Annotated in this window: 18 protein-coding genes; 15 read left to right on the top strand and 3 right to left on the bottom strand. The window is 67.0% G+C overall.

The window, feature by feature from the left end:
- Positions 1–53: 53 nt before the first annotated feature.
- A complete protein-coding gene (locus tag B6S44_RS15515) occupies positions 54–1,508 on the bottom strand; it encodes an AMP nucleosidase (RefSeq protein WP_129157800.1) in 1,455 nt (484 codons plus the stop codon).
- Positions 1,509–1,672: 164 nt separating this feature from the next.
- Here B6S44_RS15515 and B6S44_RS15510 point away from each other — a divergent pair, with 164 nt between their 5' ends.
- Genes B6S44_RS15510 through B6S44_RS15500 form a run of 3 tightly spaced genes read left to right on the top strand, consistent with a single transcriptional unit; the run spans position 1,673 to position 3,217 of the window.
- Positions 1,673–2,332, top strand: a complete 660-nt coding sequence (locus tag B6S44_RS15510; RefSeq protein WP_164985843.1) for a GntR family transcriptional regulator — start codon at positions 1,673–1,675, stop codon at positions 2,330–2,332.
- On the top strand, positions 2,332–2,814 hold the full coding sequence (locus B6S44_RS15505; protein WP_129157798.1) for an OsmC family protein: 483 nt from the start codon (positions 2,332–2,334) through the stop codon (positions 2,812–2,814). The genes B6S44_RS15510 and B6S44_RS15505 overlap by 1 nt, the downstream gene beginning before the upstream one ends.
- A gap of 25 nt (positions 2,815–2,839) precedes the next feature.
- Positions 2,840–3,217 carry a nuclear transport factor 2 family protein gene (locus B6S44_RS15500; protein ID WP_164985842.1) on the top strand — a complete coding sequence of 126 codons (378 nt, stop codon included), beginning with the start codon at positions 2,840–2,842 and terminating at the stop codon, positions 3,215–3,217.
- A 9-nt stretch (positions 3,218–3,226) separates the two neighbouring features.
- On the opposite strand, the gene B6S44_RS15495 is transcribed toward B6S44_RS15500, so the two are convergent.
- Complete coding sequence (locus B6S44_RS15495; RefSeq protein WP_129157796.1) at positions 3,227–4,444, bottom strand: glycosyltransferase; 1,218 nt, start codon at positions 4,442–4,444, stop codon at positions 3,227–3,229.
- A complete protein-coding gene (locus tag B6S44_RS15490; protein WP_248309616.1) occupies positions 4,393–4,902 on the bottom strand; it encodes a MarR family winged helix-turn-helix transcriptional regulator in 510 nt (169 codons plus the stop codon). Before B6S44_RS15490 ends, B6S44_RS15495 begins: the two co-directional genes overlap by 52 nt.
- Positions 4,903–5,335: 433 nt before the next feature.
- On the opposite strand from B6S44_RS15490, the gene B6S44_RS15485 reads away from it, so the two are divergent.
- From B6S44_RS15485 to B6S44_RS15430, 12 genes are all read left to right on the top strand, one after another.
- Positions 5,336–7,078 (top strand): type I secretion system permease/ATPase, encoded by a 1,743-nt coding sequence (locus B6S44_RS15485; RefSeq protein ID WP_129157794.1) that lies wholly within the window; start codon positions 5,336–5,338, stop codon positions 7,076–7,078.
- A complete protein-coding gene (locus tag B6S44_RS15480; RefSeq protein ID WP_129157793.1) occupies positions 7,075–8,430 on the top strand; it encodes an HlyD family type I secretion periplasmic adaptor subunit in 1,356 nt (451 codons plus the stop codon). Before B6S44_RS15485 ends, B6S44_RS15480 begins: the two co-directional genes overlap by 4 nt.
- A gap of 310 nt (positions 8,431–8,740) precedes the next feature.
- Entirely contained in the window at positions 8,741–9,535 is a 795-nt protein-coding gene (locus B6S44_RS15475) for a calcium-binding protein (RefSeq protein WP_129157792.1), read from the top strand.
- A gap of 71 nt (positions 9,536–9,606) precedes the next feature.
- The gene (locus B6S44_RS15470; RefSeq protein ID WP_164985841.1) at positions 9,607–11,901 is read left to right on the top strand and encodes a glycosyltransferase; all 2,295 of its coding nucleotides are present in this window, start codon (positions 9,607–9,609) and stop codon (positions 11,899–11,901) included.
- The gene (locus B6S44_RS15465; RefSeq protein ID WP_129157790.1) at positions 11,898–12,728 is read left to right on the top strand and encodes a class I SAM-dependent methyltransferase; all 831 of its coding nucleotides are present in this window, start codon (positions 11,898–11,900) and stop codon (positions 12,726–12,728) included. The genes B6S44_RS15470 and B6S44_RS15465 overlap by 4 nt, the downstream gene beginning before the upstream one ends.
- Positions 12,725–13,978 (top strand): glycosyltransferase family 4 protein, encoded by a 1,254-nt coding sequence (locus B6S44_RS15460; RefSeq protein ID WP_129157789.1) that lies wholly within the window; start codon positions 12,725–12,727, stop codon positions 13,976–13,978. The genes B6S44_RS15465 and B6S44_RS15460 overlap by 4 nt, the downstream gene beginning before the upstream one ends.
- The gene (locus tag B6S44_RS15455) at positions 13,975–14,742 is read left to right on the top strand and encodes a hypothetical protein (protein WP_129157788.1); all 768 of its coding nucleotides are present in this window, start codon (positions 13,975–13,977) and stop codon (positions 14,740–14,742) included. Before B6S44_RS15460 ends, B6S44_RS15455 begins: the two co-directional genes overlap by 4 nt.
- 3 nt (positions 14,743–14,745) lie before the next feature.
- Positions 14,746–16,926 carry a glycosyltransferase family 2 protein gene (locus tag B6S44_RS15450; protein WP_129157787.1) on the top strand — a complete coding sequence of 727 codons (2,181 nt, stop codon included), beginning with the start codon at positions 14,746–14,748 and terminating at the stop codon, positions 16,924–16,926.
- 2 nt (positions 16,927–16,928) lie between these two features.
- On the top strand, positions 16,929–18,233 hold the full coding sequence (locus B6S44_RS15445; RefSeq protein ID WP_465246117.1) for a glycosyltransferase family 4 protein: 1,305 nt from the start codon (positions 16,929–16,931) through the stop codon (positions 18,231–18,233).
- 32 nt (positions 18,234–18,265) lie between these two features.
- Positions 18,266–19,471, top strand: coding sequence for a polysaccharide pyruvyl transferase family protein (locus B6S44_RS15440; protein WP_129157785.1), 1,206 nt, complete (start codon positions 18,266–18,268; stop codon positions 19,469–19,471).
- The gene (locus B6S44_RS15435; RefSeq protein WP_129157784.1) at positions 19,468–20,670 is read left to right on the top strand and encodes a hypothetical protein; all 1,203 of its coding nucleotides are present in this window, start codon (positions 19,468–19,470) and stop codon (positions 20,668–20,670) included. The genes B6S44_RS15440 and B6S44_RS15435 overlap by 4 nt, the downstream gene beginning before the upstream one ends.
- Positions 20,667–22,127 carry a polysaccharide pyruvyl transferase family protein gene (locus B6S44_RS15430; protein ID WP_129157783.1) on the top strand — a complete coding sequence of 487 codons (1,461 nt, stop codon included), beginning with the start codon at positions 20,667–20,669 and terminating at the stop codon, positions 22,125–22,127. The genes B6S44_RS15435 and B6S44_RS15430 overlap by 4 nt, the downstream gene beginning before the upstream one ends.
- Positions 22,128–22,196: the final 69 nt, after the last annotated feature.

Raw genomic sequence — 22,196 nt, 5'->3', positions numbered from 1 at the left:
GCAATGTGGTGTTCAAGACGTGGATGCTCGCCACAAGGGCGAGCATGACGGCATCAGCGGAAGGGCGGCTCGTCGAAGCTGCGCAGTTTGCGTGAATGGATCTGTGAGCCGGCTTCCTTGAGCTTCTCGAGCGCGGCGAGGCCGATCTTGAGGTGCTCGCCGACGGCGCGCTCATAGAAGGCGTTGGCGGCGCCTGGCAGCTTGATCTCGCCGTGCAGCGGCTTGTCGGAGACGCAGAGCAAGGTGCCGTAGGGCACGCGCAGGCGATAGCCCTGCGCGGCGATAGTGCCCGATTCCATGTCGACCGCGATGGCGCGCGACAGGTTGATGCGTTTGCGCTCCTTGGTCCAGCGCAGCTCCCAGTTGCGATCGTCCTGCGTCACGACGGTGCCGGTGCGCAGGCGCTGCTTCAGCCGGTCGCCCTTCTCGCCGGTGACCTCGGCCGCCGCCTCTTGCAGGGCGACCTGGACCTCCGCCAGCGCCGGGACGGGCACATCGGGCGGCACCAGCTCGTCCAGAATGCCGTCCTGCCGGAGATAGGCGTGGGCGAGGACGTAGTCGCCGATGATCTGCGTCTGGCGCAGTCCGCCGCAATGGCCGACCATCAGCCAGCAATTGGGTCTGAGCACCGCGAGATGGTCGGTGATGTTCTTGGCGTTGGAGGGGCCGACGCCGATATTGACGAGGGTGACGCCCTCGCCGCTCTCGCGGATCAAGTGATAGGCCGGCATCTGGAAGCGGTGCCAGGGCGCCGACATCACCCGCTCAGCAGCGCTGACATCGATGCCGTCACGGTCGATGCGGATGCCGCCCGGGGCGACCAGCGCCTGCGCCGTGCCGGCCTCTATCTCGGCGAGAGCGAGCCGGACGAACTGGTCGACATAGCGGTGATAATTGGTCAGCAGCACCCAGGGCTGCACGGCGCGCCAGTCAGTGCCGGTATAGTGCACGAGCCGCCGCAGCGAATAGTCGACCCGGACCGCGTCGAAGAGCGAGAGCGGGCGCGGCTCGCCCTCGACGATCTCGAAGCTGCCGTCGGCGATCTCGTCGCCGACCAGCGCCAGTAGCGGCGTCGGGAAATGCCGGGCGAGCTCAGCGGCCGTGACCGTGCCGCGCCCGAGCTCGTCGCCGCCATCGAGCGCGTAGGGGTAGGGGATTTCCTGGCTGCTGATGCCGGTCTCGATCGTCGCGCCGTATTCATCGACCAGCGGCTGGAGCTGGTCGAGCAGATAGGCGCGAAACTCGGCCGGCTGCGTCACCGTGGTCGAGTAGATGCCGGGCATGGCGAATTTGGCGTAGCCGCGCCGCGTCGCCGCTGGCAGCTTCGAGGGCTCGTAGGTGACGCGCAGCATCGGATAGCGATAGAGCGCCCGGTCATCCAGCGTCGGCGGCTGCGCCGTCTCGAAGAAGCGCTGCAGATCGTTTCGCAGCGCCGTCCGCGCCTGATCGTAGAGCAGCTCCAGCCGGTCGACGGCCTCTTGTGGCGTGGCGGCGATCTCGAATGTCATGCGCGAACGACCTCTCGTTCGCCGTGCTTGTAGCGGTGAGCACACGTCGCTGACAACAGTGTGCCCGGCGCCGTGACCATCAAGCGAGGGACCGCATTGGCCAGCAGCGCGCCATGATCCCATCGGCCACTTGTGCGCCCGCTATTTTTGGATACAATTATCCCATGGCTATCGCCCGCCTCGCCGCCGCCACGACCGCATCCGCCCTTGCCCAGCGCCTGCGCGAGGCTATCGATGGCGGACATTGGCAGCCGGGCGACCTGTTGCGCCAGGAGCAGATCGCGGCCGAATACGGCGTCAGCCGCATCCCGGTACGCGAGGCATTGGCGCAGTTGCAGAACGAGGGCCTGCTCGATGTCGCGCATTATCGCGGCGCGCGCGTGAGCCGGCCACAGGCGCAGGAGATCGACGAGCTCTTCGATCTCCGATTGATGGTCGAGGGCGATCTGCTGGCGCGGGCGCTCGGCCAGCACGACCAGCGCTCGCTGCGCGAGCTGAAGCGGCTGCAGGACGCCCTGGAGGATGCCGACGACCGGCTCGGCTGGATCGCCGGCGACATCGGCTTCCACGAGGCGCTCTACGGGCCGGCGCGGCGCCTGCGCAGCCTTGCCCTGTTTCGACAGCTGCGCGCGCCGATCGATCGGTTCAGCGCGCAGGCGCTCAGCCCCGGCACGCGCAAGCAGGGCTGGGCGGACGAGCACCGCCAGTTGATCGCCACGGTCGCGGCCAAGGACGCGGCTGCAGCCCAGGAGATTCTCAGAAACCATTTGCAGGCGACGCGCGCAGTCGTGCTCGCGGCCTGCTCCAGCCAGGGAGAGAGTTGATGGCGATGCATGGCGTGACCGTCACCTGGCAGCGCGGCGAGGAGGTCTTCCTCGATCGCCGCTACAGCCGCGCCCATCTCTGGCGCTTCGATGGCGGGTTGGAGGTACCGGCCTCGAGTTCGCCGCATGTGGTGCGCGCGCCTTTCTCCAACCCGGCCAATGTCGATCCCGAGGAGGCCTATGTCGCGGCACTGTCGAGCTGCCACATGCTCTGGTTCCTCGATCTCGCATCGCGGCGCGGCCTCCGCATCGACAGCTATGCCGACGCCGCCGAAGGCACGATGCTGAAGAATGCCGATGGGCAGGACTGGATCGCGACGGTGACGCTCAGGCCGCATGTCGTCTTCAGCGGGCCGCTGGCGCCGGATGAGGCCACCGTCGAGGCGCTGCATCACGAAGCCCATGCCAACTGCTTCCTGGCCAATTCGGTACGTTCGACGATCGAGACGCATGGCAGCTGGAACTATCGCGACGCTGCTTGAGCGTCGCGTCATTGAGGAGCGAAGCATGTCGATCGAGGCGATCATCGACCGTTATTGCGAGGCCTGGTCCGATCCTGAGCCGGCGGCGCGCGCCGCAGCCCTCGCTGAGGTCTGGGCGGATGGCGGGCGCTACACCGACCCAAGAGCCGATGCTTACGGCGCCGAGGCCCTGCTCGAACACATCGCCGGAGTGCTGGCGCAGCGCCCTGGCGCTCGTGTGGTCAGGACCAGTGCGGTCCAGCACCATCACGGCTTTGCCCGCTTCGCCTGGCGGGTGATCGAGGCCGACAGCACCATGCTGCCGGAAGGGCTCGACATCGCGATGATCGGCGATGACGGACGAATTGCCCAGATCATCGGCTTCTTCGGCGCCTTGCCGTCGAGCGCATCTGCCGCTGGCTGAGTCAGCCGGCTACTGCGCTGCCAGCAGGTCGTCCTCGGCGACGAGCCGGCCGATGAAGCCGAGCTGACGGTCGACGCAGGCGTCGCGCTCATAGCGCGCGATGACGGTCTGGCGCGCGGCTGCACGCAGGGGCGCCAGCTCAGAGCCCCTGTCGAGCGCAGCGATCACGGTCTTTGCCAGGCGCGCCTCGTCGAAGAACGGGGCGAGCAGGCCGTTGACCCCGTGCCGGACCACTTCCTGGACCGGGGGCGTCGCCGAGCCGACGATCAGAGCGCCACAGGCCATCGCCTCCAGCATCGACCAGGAGAGCACGAAGGGAACGCTGAGATAGACATGAGCGGCCGAGACCTGAAACAGCCTGACCAGATCGGCGTGGGCAAGCCAGGGGATATGGACGATGCGGTCGGCGAGCCCGGTTTCCTCCAGCATCACCTCGCGCCAGAGCCGCCCGTCCGGACGCGGCCGGCCATAGCCCGGGCCGTCGCCGCCGACGGCGACGAACAGCACATCGGGCCGCTCCTGCGCGATCCGCGCCGCCGCCCGCATGAACTGCGGGTAGCCACGATAGGGATCGAGATCACGCGCGGCGAAGGTGATGACCGGGTCGCCGGGGCGGAGCGTGCGTCCGTCGGGCAGTGTAAACGACGCCTGCGCATCCGGTCTGCAGGCGTGGATGTCGATGCCGTCATGGCATACTGCGATGCGCTGCTGCAGCGCACGGGGATATTGCAGCTGCTGCCAGCGCGTCGGCGCATAGGCGAAATCGAGCGTCTGCAGCGTCACCAACTGGGCGGCGTTGCGCATCCGGATACGCCGCCGCTCGGCCTCCGGCACGGTAAAGGCCGGGTCGAAATCGAGGTCCGAGCCGGTCGCGTTGTAGAAGTACTCGCAATAACCGATCAGCGGCACGCCCGGCATCGCATCCTTGGCGAAGAGCATGCCGCCCCAGCCGACATGTCCGAGGATCGCATCCGGCCGGTCGTGCCGATGCAGCCGCGTGAGCTCAGCCGCGACCGCCTCGCCGGTGCGGACATGGTAATCGGTCGCCGCCAGTGTCGCATGCGCAGTCGCCGGTTCGCCTACCGAATAGGCGATCTGCCTGATCCCCGGGCGGTCCGGCTCCGGCCTCTCCGTCACCAGCGTGACCTCGCCACCCTCGGCGACGAGGCGCTGGATCAGGTGAGCGAACTGACCAGATCCTGAACGATGAACGAATAGGACGTGCATGAGGCCAGCAGGATCCCGCCATAGCGCAGTGCGTCGCCCCACCATTGTTCGAGGCGGCGCAGGGTGTCGTGGGTGGTCTGGAGGTCGGCGTCGAGATCGATGTCGAGTCCCTGGCCGAACTGGCTGGTCTCGTCGAGCAGCCTGAGCCGCTCGACGAGAAGCTGCCCCTTCGGCGAGAGCGATATCCGCGCGAGACGGCGGTCGCGCGACGAGGCCCCGCGCTCCAGATAGCCGCTCTCGACCAGTTGCTTGAGGTTATAGGAGGCGTTCGAGCCGACATAATGGCCGCGGTCGAGCAGATCGCGCACCGCGATCTCGCCGGAGCCGATGGTGAACAGCACCATCACCTGCGAGGGCGAGATGTCGTCGACGCCGAGCTTGGTGAGCTCGAGCCTGAGGTAATCGAGAAAGCGCCGGCTGGCCCGCTCGATCATGCGCGCGAGATCGAGTTGCGACACCGGCGCCCGCGCCGGAGTTGATTCGGGCTCGAGGCGGCGGGCGCCGTCTCGATGCTCTCCATTGAAGCCATTGCCTAGGAATCGAGCGCCGTCATGGGGTTTTAGATGCATTCCCTACTCCGCCTGATCTCGAAATGAGCAGTCAGCCCTCCGAGCCGCTTTGGCTGACGAATAGCCTATACGCAAAGCACATGCCACCCTGAACAGAATGAATTTAAGATTTTATCGAACTCAGCATAGTCATGAACTGTTTCAAAATTTGAAATAAAGCACGGTTCTGCCATATTTCTGATAATTGCCTATATTTCACAAGGCTTAATCTGTCATATTATAGACACGACTTGTGTGGCACCCTTTGATAACGTTCAGAACCTGCCGTACCGGCACAGGCGTCGACAGCGCCATCTGATGGCCAGCCCCTTCGGAGACCTGCATGAAGGTTGCGATCCAGCCTGCCGACGCGTTGATTCGAAGCCTGCAGCGTGGCTTTACCGGCGGGCTGGCCTATGCCGGCTTCCTCAGCTTCTGCGTCAACATCCTGCTGCTGACCGTGCCGCTGTTCATGCTGCAGGTTCAGGACCGCGTCATCGTCAGCCGGAGCTACGACACGCTCACCATGCTGCTCGTGATCGCGGTCGGGGGGCTCGCGCTCTATGGCGCGGTCGAGTTCATCCGGTCGCTGACCTTCCAGACGATGGCGAGCATCTTTGCCCGCCGGCTCAACCTGCCGGCGATGCAGGCCGCCGTCTCGACCTCGCTGGAGAGAGGCTCCGGGCAGGCGACGCAGGCGATCCGTGACCTCAACGAAATCCGCTACTTCATCGCGAGCTCGGCGATCGCGACGCCGCTGGAAGCGATGTGGTCGCCGATCTTCCTCGCCGTGCTCTTCGCCTTCCACTGGGTCTACGGGCTGGTCGGGCTGGCCTCGCTCCTGATCCTGCTGCTGCTCGGCGTGCTCTCCGACATGCTGACCCGGCGCGCGCTCAAGGATGCCAACGAGGAAGGCGTCGCCTCGATCAACGAGATCAGCGCGAGCCTGCGCCATGCCGAGACGATCGAGGCGATGGGCATGCTGCCGGCGCTGTCCAGCCGCTGGCGGGCCAAGCAGGTCGCGATGCTGGAGCATCTCGATCTCGGCACGCGGCGCGGCAAGTTCATCGCTGCCGTGACCCGCTCCAGCCGCATGACCATGCAGCTCGCGATCTACGCGACCGGCGCAGTGCTGATCATCAAGCACGAGGTCACGATCGGCACGCTGATGGCGGCCAGCATCCTGCTCGGCCGGCTGCTCGCCCCGTTCGACTCGATGATCTCCGACTGGCGGCAATGGGTCCTCGCCGCGGCGGCCTGGAAGCGGGTGCGCGACCTCCTGCAGTCGCAGAGCTCGCAGCGCCAGAGCGTCCCGACCCCGGCGACGGAAGGCGACCTCGTCATCGACCGGCTGGTCTATGCCCCCAAGGGCGCCGAGCAGACCGTGATCAAGGGCATCTCCTTCTCGCTGCAGCCGGGCGAGGTGCTCGGTCTGGTCGGCCCCTCCGGAGCCGGCAAATCGACGCTGGCCCGCCTGCTCGTCGGCGTGCTCAGGCCGAATGTCGGCGGCGTCTATCTCGACGGCCACAACACCTATCTGTGGGAGCGCGGCTCCTTCGGCGACATGGTCGGCTATCTCCCGCAATCGGTCTCGCTGCTGGACGGCACCATCGCCGAGAACATCGCCCGCATGCGCAAGCCGGACCCGCATGCCATCCTCGAGGCCGCCCGCATCGCCGGCGTGCACGAGCTGATCGGCCGCCTGCCGCTGGGCTACGACACCGGCGTCGCCGACAGCGACTTCAAGCTGTCGGGTGGCCAGCGCCAGCGTATCGGCCTGGCGCGCGCGCTCTACGGCATGCCGCGTCTCATCGTGCTCGACGAGCCCAATGCCAATCTCGACGCCGAGGGTGAGCAGAGCCTGATCCGGGCCATCAACGCCGCCCGCGAGAGCGGCGCCATCGTCGTCCTGATCGCACATCGCCCCTCGGTGATGCAGGTCGTCGACAAGATCCTGGTGCTGCGCGAGGGCCGTGTCGCCCAGTTCGGCCCGCGTTCGGCGATCGCCGGCATGATCACGCCCGGCGGTATCGTCGAGCTCGACCCAGCCAAACAGACACCTGCGGCCCGTGAGGTGAGCGCATGAGCGATCTCCCGATGCTGCGCCGGCCCGACCGCGCGCTCGTGCCGTTGAAGATCGAGGCGGAGCCCGAGGAGCGGATGCCCTCGCTGCGCAATCTCGTCCTCGCCGGCGTCGCCGCAGTGGCGATAGGCTTTGGTGGTTTCGGTGCCTGGGCGGTGACGGCCCGGCTCGACAATGCCGCCGTCGCACAGGGGACCGTCATCGTCGATAGCCGGCGCAAGACGGTCAGCCACCTCGAAGGCGGCATCCTCAAGACCTTGCTCAAGGCCGAAGGCGAGCGCGTCGCCAAGGACGAGCCCCTGCTCAGGCTGGAAGATGCCCGCGCCCGTGCCGAGCTTCAGCAGCTCCAGGCCAAGCGCGTCGGTCTCGAAGCCAGGCTCGCCCGGCTGCGGGCCGAGCAGAACGAGACGACCGCGATCGATTTCCCGGACGATATCGCGAAGGCGCTGACACCGATCGCCCGGGAGGTGATCACGGCCGAGCGCGTGCTCTTCCGCGCCCGCACCCAGGTCTATGACGGCAAGACCCGCATCCAGCAGCGGGTGATCGAGCAGCACCAGGCCGAGGCCGAGGCGCTGCAGGCCCAGATCGACGCCGTGCGCAACCAGCGCACGTTGATCGACGAGGAAGTGAAGACAATCGCGGACCTCTACGAGAAGCGCTACGCCAAGCGCTCCCAACTCGTCGAGCTGCAGACCAGGCAAAGCGAGCTCACCGGCCGGGCCGGCGAGATGAAGGCGCGCATGGCCAAGGCCGAACAGGCCGTCGCCGGGGCGGAGCTCGAGATCAAGTCGATCAGCCTCGAGCGCCAGAGCGAGATCGCCAAGGACCTGCAGGACAGCCAGCTCCAGCTCTCGGAGGTGGTCGAACGCATCGTCCAGGCGCAGGACGTGCTGCGCCGGCTCGTGCTGATCGCGCCGCAGGAAGGCATCGTCGCCAATATCCGGATGCGCACCGCCGGCAGCGCCGTCGCCGCGGGCGAAGCGATCCTCGACATCGTGCCCGAGCAGGAGCCGCTGATCGTCGAAGCCAAGGTCGACCCGCGCGATATCGATTCGGTTCGCGTCGGTGCCGACACGCAGGTCAGGCTGACCGCCTTCAATGCGCGGCTCCTGCCCCCGCTCCAGGCGAAGGTCAGCTATGTCGCAGCCGACCAGCTGGTCGATGAAAAGACCGGGATCGCCTTCTTCGTGGTCCGCGCCGAGATCACGCCGGAGAGCCTTCGCGACAACAAGGTGACGCTGCATGCCGGCATGGCCGCCGAGGTGCTGATCGTCAACGGCCGGCGCTTTGCGGCCGATTATCTGCTCTCGCCGCTCAGGGACAGCTTCAACCGCGCCTTCAGGGAGGATTGAGCTCGCCGGCCCGCCCTGCCGACGAACGATGCAGCGAAAGCTGCAACGATTATTGCAGAATAAAAACTTCGAATTTCGCAGCAACTTCAGGCAATAACTCTCGCTTCAACAATATATAAAAAGACAGTAACTTTGCTGCATCGCAAAAAAGTCATAATAGATTGCTTGATACGCAGAATATCTTGGGTACTCTCTCGCTCGTCGACGATGGCGCCCTTTGGGCTCGCCGTCAGAACCGCACCATTATTCGGATTTGCAGAAATATTTCTGCAAATCCGAAGGTGCTCTCTGATCACCCAGGAGGTGACGAATGGCCACGATCGAAGGCAGTGCGTTCGATGATTTCTTGATAGGGACGCGTTTCAGTGACGTGATTCTCGCGGGCGCCGGCGACGATATCGTCAAAGGCGGCGCCCAGGTCGACTCGCTCTTCGGCGAGGAAGGTGACGACCTGATCTACGGCGACGGCGGCAACGATTTCCTCTCTGGCGGCGAAGGCGACGATTCGCTCTTCGGCGGCCAGGGTGACGACATCGTGGCCGGCGGCGACGGCAACGACAACCTCTTCGGCGGCGAGGGCGACGACGTCCTCGAAGGCGGAGCGGGCAACGACATCCTGCGCGGCAATGCCGGAGACGACGTGCTGCGCGGCGGCGACGGTGACGACCTGCTGCAGGGTGGGCCGGGTGACGACATCCTGCTCGGCGGCGAAGGCAACGACATCCTGCAGGGCGGCGCTGGCAACGACGTGCTCGAAGGTGGCGCCGGCAACGACCTCATCCAGGGCGGCGCGGGCGACGATCTGCTCTTCGCCGGTGCGGGCGACGACATCCTCTCCGGCGGCGCCGGAGAGGATGTCTTCGTCTTCAATGGCGGCGGCGGCAACGATGTCGTGCTCGACTTCGACGCCGGTCACGATCTGCTCCAGGTCGCCTCGGGCATCAACGGCACCGATATCGGCTCGGCCGAGGACGTGGCGGCACGCGCCACCACCGTCGGCGGCAATGCCGTCATCGATCTCGGCAATGGCGACACCGTGACCATTGTCGGCGTCACCGCCGAAGACATCCAGGCCGATCCGAACTCCTACTTCGCGGTCGCCTGACGCAACGCGGCGCCGGCCGGAGTTCTCTCCGGCCGGCGCCGCATCCCTGCCCTTTTCGGAACATGGCACCCATGCTCTCTCTCGCGCCTGCACCGGTTGCGGACGGCCTGAGCCCGCAGCTGGATCTGTCCCGGCTGAGCGGCTCGGTCTTTCTGCTGAGCTGGACCATCGAAGCGCCCGTGCTCTCCCGCCCGCGTATTGCGCTGACGGCGCACGAGAAACGCCTCGCCTCGGGCTCGATCGCGCTCGCCCTCGGCGACGGCCGCATGCGCGTGCTGGTCGTTTTTCGTCATGGCACCGGCGACCTCGTCGCAACCCTGTCGGATGACAGCCCCGGCGGCGACATCACGGCTCGATTCGATCCCGACCTCGTCCATGGCATGGCCGATGCGAACGAGCTGGTGCGCGACATCACGCCGGATGCGCGACGCACGCTCGCCAACGCCTTGATCGGCCATTGGCCCAGCCTGTTCGGCCTCAGCGAGAGCGCGAGCTATCTTGGTTTCCTGCGCCAGTTCCTGCTGATCCTCGCGCGCAAGCCGGCTGTGGCAGCATCTGTCGCCAAGCTCGTCGAAGGCAAGGTCCTGCTGGAATCGGCGGTCCCCGGCCGGCTCCCCGGCGTGCGCACCGCCTACAGGCTCGATTCGAGCGGCCTGTCGCGTCTCGCCGCCCGGCCGCGGCTCGGGCGTCCGGATCGCGCCGGCAACCGCCCCCTGCACCTGATCGTCGATGAATTTTCGCCTCAGGCCGGCGGCCTGCTGATCCTTCAGTCCGAATCCGGCCTGATCGTGCGCGCGGTCACGCCGCGGCAGGATATTCCCTCGCTGGGACGCTGGTGGGCCGGCAAGGCCAGCCAGCGCGACGGCCTGCGCAACTGGCTCGTCGAGCAGCTCACCGGCCTCTCCGAACAGGGCCGCCTGCTGGCGATCGAGATGCAGCGTCGGCTTCCCCTCGCCGTCCAGACCGTGCGGCGCAATGACGACGTCCCTTCGGCCGAGCTCGACCTTGCGATCACGACCCCGGCCGGCCTGCTGCTGGGCGGCTGGTATCGTGATGCCGAGGGCGTGCTCGACCAGATGCTGCTGCACCGCTCGGAAGGCGAGCCGACGCCGGTGCTTGAGCGGCTGGAGCGTTTTCCGGCACTGCTACCGGCCGGCTCCAACGGTGACGTGAAGCGCGCCACCGGCTTCGCGGCGCTGATCCCGGGCTACGCCTCGGCCGCGCCGGTGCTGCAGCCGCGGGTGGAGCTCAGGCTGAAATCCGGCACCGTCCTGTCGCTGCGCCCCGCGGTGCAGCCGGCGGACACCGTCGCCATCCGCGCCCGGGCGCTGGCCGCGATCCCGCCGCAACATCTCAGCGCCCTGATGCTGGAGCGAACGATCGCGCCGGTGCTGGCGGAATGCCAGAAGGCGCTGCGCGAGACCCTGCCGGAACCGCAGATCAGGAGCTTCGGCAAGGCGCCGACCAATCCAACGGTCTCGGTCGTGATCCCGCTCTATCGCGTCTACGACTTCCTGCGCGTGCAGGTCTCAGCCTTCGCGGCCGATCGCTGGTTCGCGGAGAAGGCCGAGCTGATCTTCGTGCTCGACTCGCCCGAGCACGAGGCCGAGGTCGCTCATCTCCTCGGCGGGTTGTTCCTCGCCTACGGACTGCCGATGCAACTGGTGGTGATGGGCCGCAATGGCGGCTTCTCCGCCGCCTGCAATGCCGGCGCGGCCACCTCGCGCGGGCAGGCGCTGGCCCTCGTCAACTCCGACGTGATCCCTGACAGCGCAGGCTGGCTGCCGGCACTGGTCCAGCGGCTCGACCGACACAAGCGCATCGGCGCGGTCGGTCCCAAGCTGCTCTACGATGACGGCTCGCTGCAGCATGCCGGGCTGTACTTCAAGCGCGACAGCAAAGGCACCTGGCTCAACCATCATTACTTCAAAGGCATGCCGAGCCATTACGCGCCGGCCAATGTCGAACGGCCGGTCCCTGGCGTCACCGGCGCCTGCATCGTCTTGTCCCGAGCGCTGTTCATGGAGGTCGGCGGCTTCGACGACAGCTATGTGATCGGCGACTACGAGGACAGCGACCTCTGCCTGAAGATCGCCCGGGCCGGGCTCGGCGTCGTCTATGTGCCGAGCGTCTCGCTCTACCATCTCGAGCGCCAGTCGATCTCGAAGAGCCTCGACTACACCCGCGGTGTCGCCTCGCAGCACAATTCCTGGCTCCAGACCCAGCGCTGGGACGGGCAGATCGAGGCGCTGATGGCGGCTGTCGACAAACCCGCGCAGCAGCAGCCCGTGCCGGCGCCGGATCTGCGCCTCGAGCCGGAATTTCTCCTCGCCCGCGCCAATCTCAGGAGGGCGACAGCAGCATGACGGCGAACTTGGCCTTACAGACCTCGCCGGAACCGGCCCCCGCGATCGAACCGGCGACCCCCGAGCTCGCCTGGCTGATGGCCCATGTCCAAACGAACCGTTTCCTGCCGCACCCGCCGCCGGATTCGATCTTCGTCGGCGACGGCGACTATCGCGCCATCGGCGCTGAGTTTCTCGGCCATTTCGTCCGGCTCGGCCGGCTGAAGCCGCATGAGCGCGTTTTCGACATCGGCTGCGGCATCGGCCGCATGGCCGTGCCGCTGACGCAATATCTCGACCCCGAGCGCGGCAGCTATGACGGGATGGATCCCGTCATGGACGGCATCCTCTGGTGCGCCCAGACGATCACGCCGGCCTATCCGCGCTTCCGTTTCCAGCGCCTCGACATCGCCCACCCGCTCTACAACCCGCAAGGTTCGCTGCCGGGCAACGAAGTGCGCTTCGGTTTCGCGAACCAGAGCTTCGACTTCATCACCATGACCTCGGTGGCGACGCATCTGCCGCCGGATGAGCTCGTGATCTACCTGCATGAGGCGGCGCGCCTGCTCGCGCCCGGCGGAAGACTGTTCCTGACCGCCTTCGCGCTCGATGGCCAGGTCACCGGCCAGGAGCGATTGAAGTTCCGGCGCTGGGGCGAAGGGCCGGGTTGGTACGCGATCGAGGAGGCGCCGCTGGCGGCGGCCGGGATCGACGCCCGCTTCCTGCTCGAGCATGCGACGCAGGCCGGTCTCGCCGTCGAGCGGCTCGATCTCGGCCACTGGCGCGGCCAGAGTGCGGCCCATTACCAGGATCTGCTGGTCGCGGTGAAACCGGGGATCCAGCGATGAGCCGGCGCATCCTCGTCGTCGCCCATAACCATCCGGACCTGCATCCCGGCGGCACCGAGATCTTCGCCCATGACCTGGCGAAGGCCTATCGCAGCGAGGGCTGCGAAGTGCTCTTCCTTGGCGCGACCAATGCGATCCACCGCCAGCCGCATCCCGGCACCGCCTTCCAGGCGACCGGGGCGGATGGCGACCTGCTGCTGTGGAGCGGCCATTTCGACCGCTTCCATCTCAGCCAGATCGACCATTACGGCACTTTGCAGGATCTCGGTTCGCTGCTGACCGAGTTCCGGCCGGACGTGATCCACGTCCACCATCTCGTGCTGATCGGCGCCGAATTCCTGGCGCTGGCGCGGCGCTTGCTGCCGCAGGCGTCGATCGTCATGACGCTGCACGACTACTATTCGATCTGCCATCATGACGGGCTGATGGTGCGGGCGAGCGACAAGCAGCGCTGCACCGGCGCCACGCCCGGCAAATGCCATGGCTGCTTCCCCGAGATCGGGCCCGACCGCTTCCTGCTGCGCGAGCGCTTCCTGAAGACGCATCTTGCCGCCGTCGACCGCTTCGTCGCGCCGAGCCGCTTCCTGCGCCAGCGTTATGTCGACTGGGGCCTGCCGGCTGAGAAGATCGAGGTCGTCGCCAATGCCCGGCCGGCGCAAATGCCGGTACCGCACCGGCACACCCACGGTGGGCGCAATCGCTTCGGCTATTTCGGTAATCTCAACCCGTGGAAGGGCGTGCTGCCGTTGCTGCAGGCCGCCAAACTCCTGCGCGAGCAGGGAGCGGACGGCTTCGAGCTGCGCATCCATGGCGGCGCGCCGTTCCAGAGCGAGGCCTTCACCACCGCGCTCGACAAGGCGCTGGCAGAGGCTGGCGCAGAAGTCATCCATTGCGGCCCCTATCGCCGCGACGAGATGCCGGCATTGATGGCCGAGGTCGACTGGGTGGTGACACCCTCGATCTGGTACGAGAACGCGCCTCTTGTCATCCAGGAAGCCTTCCAGCACCGCAGGCCCGTGATCGCCAGCAATATCGGCGGCATGGCCGAGATGGTGCGCGACGGCGTCGACGGGTTGCACGCCCGCCCCGGCGATCCCCGCCATCTCGCGCAGGTGATGGCGCGCGCCGTGAGCGAGGACGGGCTCTGGCACCGCCTCGTCGACGGCATCGCGCCCCAACCCGGCATGGACGACTGCACGCAGGCGCATCTTGCCCTGTTCGATCAACTCAAACTGGCGGAGGCGGCATGACCAGCATGACGACGATGCACAGCCCGGATGGGACCGTGACCGAAGCGAGCAAGGCCCCGGCCCGGCTCAACGGGCGCGTCGACGCGCTCGACGGCAACCGGCTGCATGGCTGGATCTGGGACGAGACGCGCCCCGAGGAGCGGCTGGCCGTGCGCCTGATGCGCCACGGCCTCAAGGTGCAGGAGGCGGTCGCCGACCAGGGTCGCATCGACCTGCGCCGCAACGGCATCGGCGATGGCAGGCATGCCTTCGCCATGGAGCTCGACGACCGGACCGCGGCGGCGCGGGATGCGCTGACGATCGTCGGTGTCTCGCCCAGCACCGGCGCCGAGCTCGAACTGCGCCTGCCGCCGCCGGCCGAACTCGCGGCGGAGGCGGCGATCGCGGTGCCGCTGGCGCGGTTCTTCGATCGTGTCGAGGCGTTGATCGCGCTGCAGCGACGCTCGCAGCTGACCCAGAAGGAATTGCTCGACAAGGTCGGCGAGCTCGGCGTGCAGCTGGCTGAGCACCGCCAGCGCGAGGCCGAGACAAAGCAATCGGAAGAGAGCGAGGGCAACGGCGCGATCGCATCGCGTCTCGCCGAGCTCGATGTCTTCCAGATGCGCTTCGACCAGACGCTGCGTGCCTTCGACGACCGGCTGGTCGCGATCCGCAAGGAGGCGAAGGCGCCGCTTCGGCAGGTCACCGTTGTCCTCGGCTTCCTTTCGGGCCTCGCTGCACTGCTTTCCTTCGCCACGCTCACTGTCACGCTGATGGGCAACTGAGCGATGAACGAGGTCATCATCCCGGAGCGGACCATGATCAGCCCGGCGCCGACCGTCGCCTGGACCCCGCTCGGCGAGAACGCGATCCTGATCATGAGCGCCTGCGACGCGATCCCCGGCAAGGTGCCGGTCGCGGTCGACGGCAATCCGCGCAACAAGGTCGAGACGATGGCGCTGACCTGGCGCCGGCCGCAAGCCGACGCCACGCAGGCCGTCGGCTTCCTCTGCCTTGCACCCGCCCCATCTCCCGATCGTGCCGGCTCCGGCGCGATCCTGCTCGGCCGCCCCGGCCGGCCGCTGCGGTTGATCCTGGCGCCGAAGCCACTACCGCTGCAGGCTTTCCTCGCCGCGCTCGCGGACGAGGCCGGCCAGGCCTTCCCGACTGTCGTCGACGGCCTCCTGGAAGTGCTGCTCGCCGGCAAGTCGAATCCGCGGCGCCTGCGCGCCGTCGGTATGCTGCTGCAATCGGTCGCCAAGCCTGGCGGTTTCGTCGAGGTCATGGGTCCGCTCGACGACGGCATTTTTGTGCAGGGCTGGACCGCGAACTTCGCCGCCGGGCGGACCAAGCTGCTGGTCGCCCATGGCGGGCTCTCGCCAGCCGTGCTGGAAGCCGGCACCTTCGAGCGCGACGATCTCGGCGAGGGCGCGCGCGGCTTCTTCGGCCTGCTGGAAGAGTGCGCCATCCGCCATCCCAGCGAGATCGAGCGGCTGTTCTTCCGCGCCAATGACGGCTGGCGCGCGCTCGAAGTCTATGAGCGCCATGTCGTGCTCGAGCAGATCACCGTGCCCGGCCATCTGCGCGACGGGCTGCAGCGCGGCACTGCGCCAGCTCCCACCGCCGAGAAGCTGAAGCACGCCTCGCAGCGCTTCGACGGACGCGACACCATCTCCTTCCTCGACCAGCCGGTGCGGGCCGGCATCGACGACGCCACCATTGTCGAGGGCACCGGCGTCCTGATCATCGGCTGGCTGTTCGACCCCGAGCGCCTCGCCGGCAGCGTCACCCTGCGCAGCGGCACGCAGTCCTGCGCCATCGACAAGATCTGGACACGCGCCGTACGGCCGGACGTCACCGCCGCCTTCGCCGAGGATCCGCGCTTCGGTCCCGCCTTGGCGAGCCGGCGCAACAGCCATGGCTTCATCGTCTTCGCGCCCAAGCTGCTGCCGGAGCCGGGGCAGCCGCTCTACCTCGAATTCGAGGTCGAGGGCCACGGCCCCGTCTTCCTGCCGCTGGCGCCCGGCCGCAACCCGGCACGGCGTGCGCTGGAGCGGGTCTTCGGCCTGCTCGATCCACGCTCGTCGACAGCCACGGCCGTCGTTGAAAAGCAGATCGCTCCTGCCCTGCAGGCCGCCGAGATCGCGCCGCCCAAGGCGATCGAGACGCACGACATCGGTCGCTTCAACGCCGACGCCGCCATGGGCCTGGTGATCGGCCTCGATCATCGTCAGCGCGAGCTCTCCAGCCTGTTCGCCTTGCTCGCGATCGATCCCGAAATCAAACCGCTGCCGATCGTGGTCGCTGCCCCCGGCGAGAGCTTCGACCGGCTCGGCGCCGAAGCGCGTCGGCTGGCGCGCTTCTACGGGCTCCAGGTCCGGCTCGTCCTGGTCGAAGGCGTCGAGGATACCTGCGATGCGCTGGAGGCCGGCGTGCGCGCCTGCCGTTTCCAGACGGTAGCGCTGCTCTCCGGCGCAGCCCAGATCCGGATGCCCGGCTGGCTCGGGCGGCTGGAGCGCGCCTATCGCGGCCGCGGCGGCCACTGCGTCGCGAGCCCGACCCTGCTGTTCGAGGATAATTCGATCCGCTGGGCCGGCGCCTGGCTCGAAGGCGAAGGCGCGAACCGGCGGGTCTACAACCGTTTCGTCGGCTATCCGCTGGATGCGATCGGCAGCCTCGGGCCGATGGAGGTTGCCGCCGGCGCGACCGAATGCTGCGTGATGTCGCGCAACGCCTTCCTCGAGGTGGACGGCTTCTCGCGCAGCTACTTCACCACCGGCGAGAAGGGTCTCGACCTCTGCCTGAAGCTCCGGATGAACGGCGTGCCGTCGCTCTGGGTGCCCGAGGTCGAGATCTATGTCGTCGAGGACGCCGAGACCCGCCCGCATGTCGGCGCGCTGATCAGCCTTGCCGACCGCACCAGTTTCGACCGGCGCTGGGCGCTGGCCATTTCCAACATGAGAGGATGAGCATGCGTATCCTCGTCGTCTCGCACGGCCACCCTTCCTTCTCGCTCGGTGGCGCCGAGGTCGCCTCCTACAACCTGCACAAGGGCTTCCGGGCCAAGGCCGAGGTGGACACGCACTATCTCGCCCGGGTCGGCGCGCCGACGCCGCGCCATGGCGGCACGGCCCTGATGAGCCTGCGCCAGCGCGGCGGCGAACTGCTTTATTACGCCGAGGAGTACGACCACTTCCTGCTCTCGAACCGCGCCACTGACGAGATCGAGCGCGATTTCGTGCGCGTGCTGCGCGACCTCAAGCCCGATGTGGTGCATTTCCACCATTTCATCGGGCTCGGCCTCGAATGCCTGTTCGCAGTGCGCGACACGCTGCCGGATGCGCTGATCGTGGTGACCTTCCACGAGTACCTCTCGATCTGCCATCACCATGGCCAGATGGTGAAGACCGGCGCCTTCAAGCTCTGCTACCGGGCTTCGCCCAGCGACTGCAACGCCTGCTTCCCCGACATCTCGCCGGCGCGCTTCCTCGCCCGCGAGACCTTCATCAAGGGCATCCTCAACCTCGCCGACCATTTCGTCTCGCCGAGCCGCTTCCTGGCCGAGCGCTACCAGCAATGGGGGCTCGCCGCCGAGCGCTTCTCGGTGATCGAGAACGGTATCGACGTCGCCGAAGTCGCGCCGCCGCGGCCGGTGCCTGAAGCCAATGGCCGGCGCTCGCGCTTTGCCTATTTCGGCCAGCTCACGCCCTACAAGGGCGCCGACGTGCTGCTCGACGCCGTCACCCGCATCCCGGACTCGGTCTGGGGCGAGGACAGCGTGCTCCTGGTCTATGGCGGCAATCTCGACAGGCAGCCGGAGGCCTACAAGAAGAAGTTCACCGATCTGGTCGAGGCAGCGGGGCGACGCGTGCGCTTCTGCGGCGCCTTCCAGAACCACGAGATGCCGAACCTGATGCGCTCGGTCGACTGGGTGGTGATGCCTTCGGTCTGGTGGGAGAACTCACCGATCGTGATCCAGGAGGCCTTCTTCCACGGCCGCCCGATCCTCTCCAGCAATCTCGGCGGCATGGCCGAGAAGATCACCGACGAGGTCGACGGGCTGCATTTCCGCTCCGGCAGCCCGGAGGACCTCGTCGACTGCATGACCCGGGCGCTGAGCGAGCCCGGGCTATGGGAGCGCCTGCGCGCAGGCATCAAGAAGCCGCTCAGCCATGTCGACTGCGCCGACCAGCATCTTGCGCTCTACCAGCGCCTGATCGCCGAACGGGGCATGCCGGCTCCGGCCAATCGCGCCGCCGCGCCGATGATCGCGTGAGCTACGCGGACACAAGAAGGGAGAACGCAACCATGGCCCGCATCCTCGTGATCAGCCCCTCAGGCGAGGTCTACAACCACGACAATGTCCGCTGGTACAGGCACGCCGATCTTCAGAGCCATATCAACCATTACCACAATATCGGCGACGCCTTCGTCTTCGATTCCTCGCTGAAGCTGCTCAACTTCGAGAAGCTCGAGGAATTGCCGATCACCAGCATCGATCCGGCGCAGATCGACCGGTTCAACGCCGAGTTCGACTACGTCTTCCTGCGCGGCTCGAACTATGTGCACGCGGGGATGAACTGGAGCCGCACTGCCGAGGTGCTGCGCCGCCTCAAGCTGCCGGTGCTCGCCTTCGGCATCGGCGCGCAGGCCCCGGTCAGCGGCAAGCTCGAACTCAGCGAGGACACCAAGACCGTCCTCAAACTGATCTCGGACTCGACCGCTTCGCTTGGCGTGCGCGGCACCTATTCGGCCGAGGTGATGAACGAGCTCGGCATCAAGAACGCCCGGATCATCGGCTGCCCGACCGCCTTCCGCAATAACCGGCCCGACCTCGCCATCCGCCTGCCGGCGCTCGACAGCGTGAAGCAGGTCGGCGTCACGCTGCGCCGCGAGGTCTCCAAGCACTACGCCAAGGACATCAAGCGCTACCTCACCTTCCATCGCGATTTGGTGAAGGCGATGGCGGAGCGCTTCGAGGTCACGCTGATGTCCCAGGGCGAGGTCGAGGAGAAGAAGCTCGCGCTGGGCACCCCCGAGCAGAAGCAGGAGGGCATGGCCGCCCTGCGCGAGAACGGCTGGGCAACCCAATGGTATCTCGACGAGCGCATGGAAGGGCTCTACCGCGACCGGATGTTCTATTCGGACGTCGTCGCCGAATACGAGCAGCTCGTCCGCAAGCTCGATCTCGTCCTCGGCTACCGGCTGCACGGCAATCTGATGGCGCTCTCCAACGGCACGCCGTCGATCTACTTCACCTATGACAGCCGCACCGTCGAGTTCGCCGAGACCTTCCAGATTCCGAGCGTCGACGTCTTCGACGGCAAGGACTTCCGGCTCGAAGACTACTGGGAGCAGGCGCGGTTCGACCGCTTCAATGCGGCTTATGCCCGTGTCTACGGCGCGATGAGCGCCTTTCTCAGCGAGAACAAGGTCGACCACAAGATGGTGAAGCCGGCTGCGGCTGCCTCGCCCGCCGCACCGGCTCCCGAGCCGGAAAGGAAGGTGGCATGAGGAGCGCGCGCACCGCCTTCGCCTGGCTGCCGGCGGCGCTGCTGGCGATCGCCACGCCTGACGCCGGCCTCGCGCAGGCGCCGGGCGCACCGGCCGCCGCAGGCTACCGGCTGGAGATCGCTCCCGACGCGAAGGAAGAGACGGTCGTCTCCTGGGCCCGCGAGCGCTGCGAGGAATGGGATTTGCCGGACGCACCCCTGCGCGCCTTCCGCGACAACAAGGGCGAGGTCGTCGCCTTCGCCAGCCATTACCGCAGCCGGCCGCTGATCGGCGGCAATCTCGGTGCGATCCGCAAGAGCTGCGCCGTGTCGTTCGAGGCGAAGAGCAGCGCCGATCCGAGCCAGTTCAGCGACAAGAGCTGGATCGCCGCGACCTGGACCGGCGATGGCCGCAATGTCGAGGCGCTGGTGCACGCCGAATACCATGCCGACAAGCATCCCGGTGCCTGCCGCTTCAAGGATGCGATGAGCTGCTGGTACAATGTCGTCACCGCCGCCCATTCGAGCGATGGCGGGCTGAGCTTCAAGACCGATGAGCCGCGCCCGCTGGTGGCCGCTCCCGGCTTCCCCCAGGAGGTCGGCCAGGGCCGGCATCGCGGCTTCTTCAACCCCTCCAACATCGTCCAGAAGGACGGCGCCTGGTATGCGCTGATCATGACCACCGGGGGCGAGGGCCAGAAGAACGGCGTCTGCCTGTTCCGGTCGACCAACATCAAGGACCCGACCTCCTGGCGCGCCTTCGACGGGCAGGACTTCACCATCCGCGCCGTCGATCCCTATCGCGACGACCTGAGCCAGGCGCGGCCCTGCCAGACGCTCAAGCCGCTGCCGACCACCGTGGGATCGCTGACCCGGCATGAGGCGAGCGGAAAATGGCTCGCCATCTTCCATCTCGGCCCCGACCCGAGCCAGAACATCACCGGCGGCCGCGTCGCCTATAGCTGGTCCGACGACCTCGTCCGCTGGTCGCCGCTGCAGACGCTGATGGTCCACCCGACCATGTGGAGCAAGAACTGCAGCGACCGGCTGCGCTACGGCTATGGCGCGCTCGCCGATCCCGCCTCGCGCTCGCGCAATTTCGAGACAACCGGCGACGGGGCCTATCTCTTCATGACCAAGATGAAGGTCGCCGACTGCAAACTCGGCCCCGACCGCGACCTGGTCCGCCTCAAAGTTCAGTTCGTCAAGGAGGGGCCATGAACGCGCCCGTGCTCAATCTCGGCTCCGTGGTCTCAGCGCAGAACGCCATCAAGATCCTGCGCGCCACCACCGGCGAGGTCGTCGTCGCCATCGGGCGCAGGCCCGATCGGAGCTGGCCAACGCTCAAGCTGATGCTCGATGGGCAGGAATACGCCACAATCCAGCCCGGCTCGATCGTCACCGGCGAAGCGGATGTCGCCGAACTGACGATCCCGTTGCCAAGCCTGCCCAATGGGCGCCCCCACTCGGTCGCGATAGCCGATGCAGCCACAGGCACGCTCGCCCCGGGCTCGAATCTGCGTCCGATCGCGACCGAGACCAAATTGCGCGCGCTGGTGATCTATCCGGCCGGTGAGGTCTACGAGCACGACAAGGTGCGCTGGTACCGCGCGCCGATGGAAAAGCTGCTCAGTGACTACTTCAATATCGGCGACATGATCGTCTACGACTCGACGCTGAAGCTCCTGCGCTATGCGCATCTGGAGCCGATGAAGATCATGTCGCCGACCGATGCCGACATTGCGCGCTATGCCAGCGAGTTCGACTTCGTCTTCGTGCGTGGCTCGAACTTCATTCACGAGAGCATGGAGTGGTTTCGCGCCGTCGAGGTGCTGGAGAAGGTCAAGCTGCCGGTCTACGCGATCGGCGTCGGCGCGCAGGCGAGCCAGAACCGCAAGATCGAGCTGCCCGAGGCGTCGAAGCGCTTCTGGTCGATCGTCGGCGAACGCTCGGCCGCGATCGGCGTGCGCGGTGCCTTCAGCGCCGAGACCTTGCGCCAGAACGGCATCAAGAATGTCGAGGTCGTCGGCTGCCCCTCGATCTTCCGGACCCGCAACCGCGACCTCAAGATCCGCATCCCCGACCAGCGCGAGATCCGCAAGGTCGCCTTCAGCCTGCGCCGCGAGGCCGACAAGAGCTACACCGCCGACCCGGACGCCTATCTGCGCAACCAGAAGGCCGCCCTGCTCAAGGTCGACGGCCAGAGCGAGATGGTGATGTCCTCGCATGGCGAGCAGGAGGAGAAGGCGTTCTTCCTGCGCGATCCGGCGGCGAAGGAGAAGGCCGTCGCCGAGTTCGTCAAGACCAAGTGGTGGGACGGCCCGGACGACGCGCCGATGCGGCGCATCTACGAAAAGCAGCTGTTCTCCTTCTTCGACGTCGAGCGTTACGACGAATTCGCGCGCTCGATCGACCTTGCCGTCGGTTACCGCGTCCATGGCGTGCTGCCGGCGGTGGCGCAGGGCGTGCCGGGCGTGCTCGTCGCCTATGACACGCGCAGCCAGGAACTCGCCGAGACGCTGAAGATCCCGGTCGTGCCGGAAGCGGCCTTGGCCGAGGGCGGCTGGCGCGCCGTCTATCAGGAGGCGGCGCTGAACAACCTCGCGAAGAGCTATGCCGCTTCTTATGACCGGATGCGCGGCTTCCTCGACCACAACGGCATTCCCCACCGCATGTGAGGCCGCGGCCTCACGTAGCGGAAGGGCACGGTCGGCGCAGAAGCGTCCGATATCCACCGGGCTAGCCGA

Source organism: Allobosea sp. Tri-44 (genome assembly GCF_004123845.1).
Lineage (GTDB): Bacteria > Pseudomonadota > Alphaproteobacteria > Rhizobiales > Beijerinckiaceae > Allobosea.
This window is presented reverse-complemented; position numbering and strand designations above follow the sequence as displayed.

What these genes read in the sequence shown, in the direction of transcription:
- B6S44_RS15515 (WP_129157800.1), bottom strand. Translation starts at nt 1,508, where the DNA reads ATGACATTCGAGATCGCCGCCACGCCACAAGAGGCCGTCGACCGGCTG.
- B6S44_RS15510 (WP_164985843.1), top strand. Translation starts at nt 1,673, where the DNA reads ATGGCTATCGCCCGCCTCGCCGCCGCCACGACCGCATCCGCCCTTGCC.
- B6S44_RS15505 (WP_129157798.1), top strand. Translation starts at nt 2,332, where the DNA reads ATGGCGATGCATGGCGTGACCGTCACCTGGCAGCGCGGCGAGGAGGTC.
- B6S44_RS15500 (WP_164985842.1), top strand. Translation starts at nt 2,840, where the DNA reads ATGTCGATCGAGGCGATCATCGACCGTTATTGCGAGGCCTGGTCCGAT.
- B6S44_RS15495 (WP_129157796.1), bottom strand. Translation starts at nt 4,444, where the DNA reads ATGCACGTCCTATTCGTTCATCGTTCAGGATCTGGTCAGTTCGCTCAC.
- B6S44_RS15485 (WP_129157794.1), top strand. Translation starts at nt 5,336, where the DNA reads ATGAAGGTTGCGATCCAGCCTGCCGACGCGTTGATTCGAAGCCTGCAG.
- B6S44_RS15480 (WP_129157793.1), top strand. Translation starts at nt 7,075, where the DNA reads ATGAGCGATCTCCCGATGCTGCGCCGGCCCGACCGCGCGCTCGTGCCG.
- B6S44_RS15475 (WP_129157792.1), top strand. Translation starts at nt 8,741, where the DNA reads ATGGCCACGATCGAAGGCAGTGCGTTCGATGATTTCTTGATAGGGACG.
- B6S44_RS15470 (WP_164985841.1), top strand. Translation starts at nt 9,607, where the DNA reads ATGCTCTCTCTCGCGCCTGCACCGGTTGCGGACGGCCTGAGCCCGCAG.
- B6S44_RS15465 (WP_129157790.1), top strand. Translation starts at nt 11,898, where the DNA reads ATGACGGCGAACTTGGCCTTACAGACCTCGCCGGAACCGGCCCCCGCG.
- B6S44_RS15460 (WP_129157789.1), top strand. Translation starts at nt 12,725, where the DNA reads ATGAGCCGGCGCATCCTCGTCGTCGCCCATAACCATCCGGACCTGCAT.
- B6S44_RS15455 (WP_129157788.1), top strand. Translation starts at nt 13,975, where the DNA reads ATGACCAGCATGACGACGATGCACAGCCCGGATGGGACCGTGACCGAA.
- B6S44_RS15450 (WP_129157787.1), top strand. Translation starts at nt 14,746, where the DNA reads ATGAACGAGGTCATCATCCCGGAGCGGACCATGATCAGCCCGGCGCCG.
- B6S44_RS15445 (WP_465246117.1), top strand. Translation starts at nt 16,929, where the DNA reads ATGCGTATCCTCGTCGTCTCGCACGGCCACCCTTCCTTCTCGCTCGGT.
- B6S44_RS15440 (WP_129157785.1), top strand. Translation starts at nt 18,266, where the DNA reads ATGGCCCGCATCCTCGTGATCAGCCCCTCAGGCGAGGTCTACAACCAC.
- B6S44_RS15435 (WP_129157784.1), top strand. Translation starts at nt 19,468, where the DNA reads ATGAGGAGCGCGCGCACCGCCTTCGCCTGGCTGCCGGCGGCGCTGCTG.
- B6S44_RS15430 (WP_129157783.1), top strand. Translation starts at nt 20,667, where the DNA reads ATGAACGCGCCCGTGCTCAATCTCGGCTCCGTGGTCTCAGCGCAGAAC.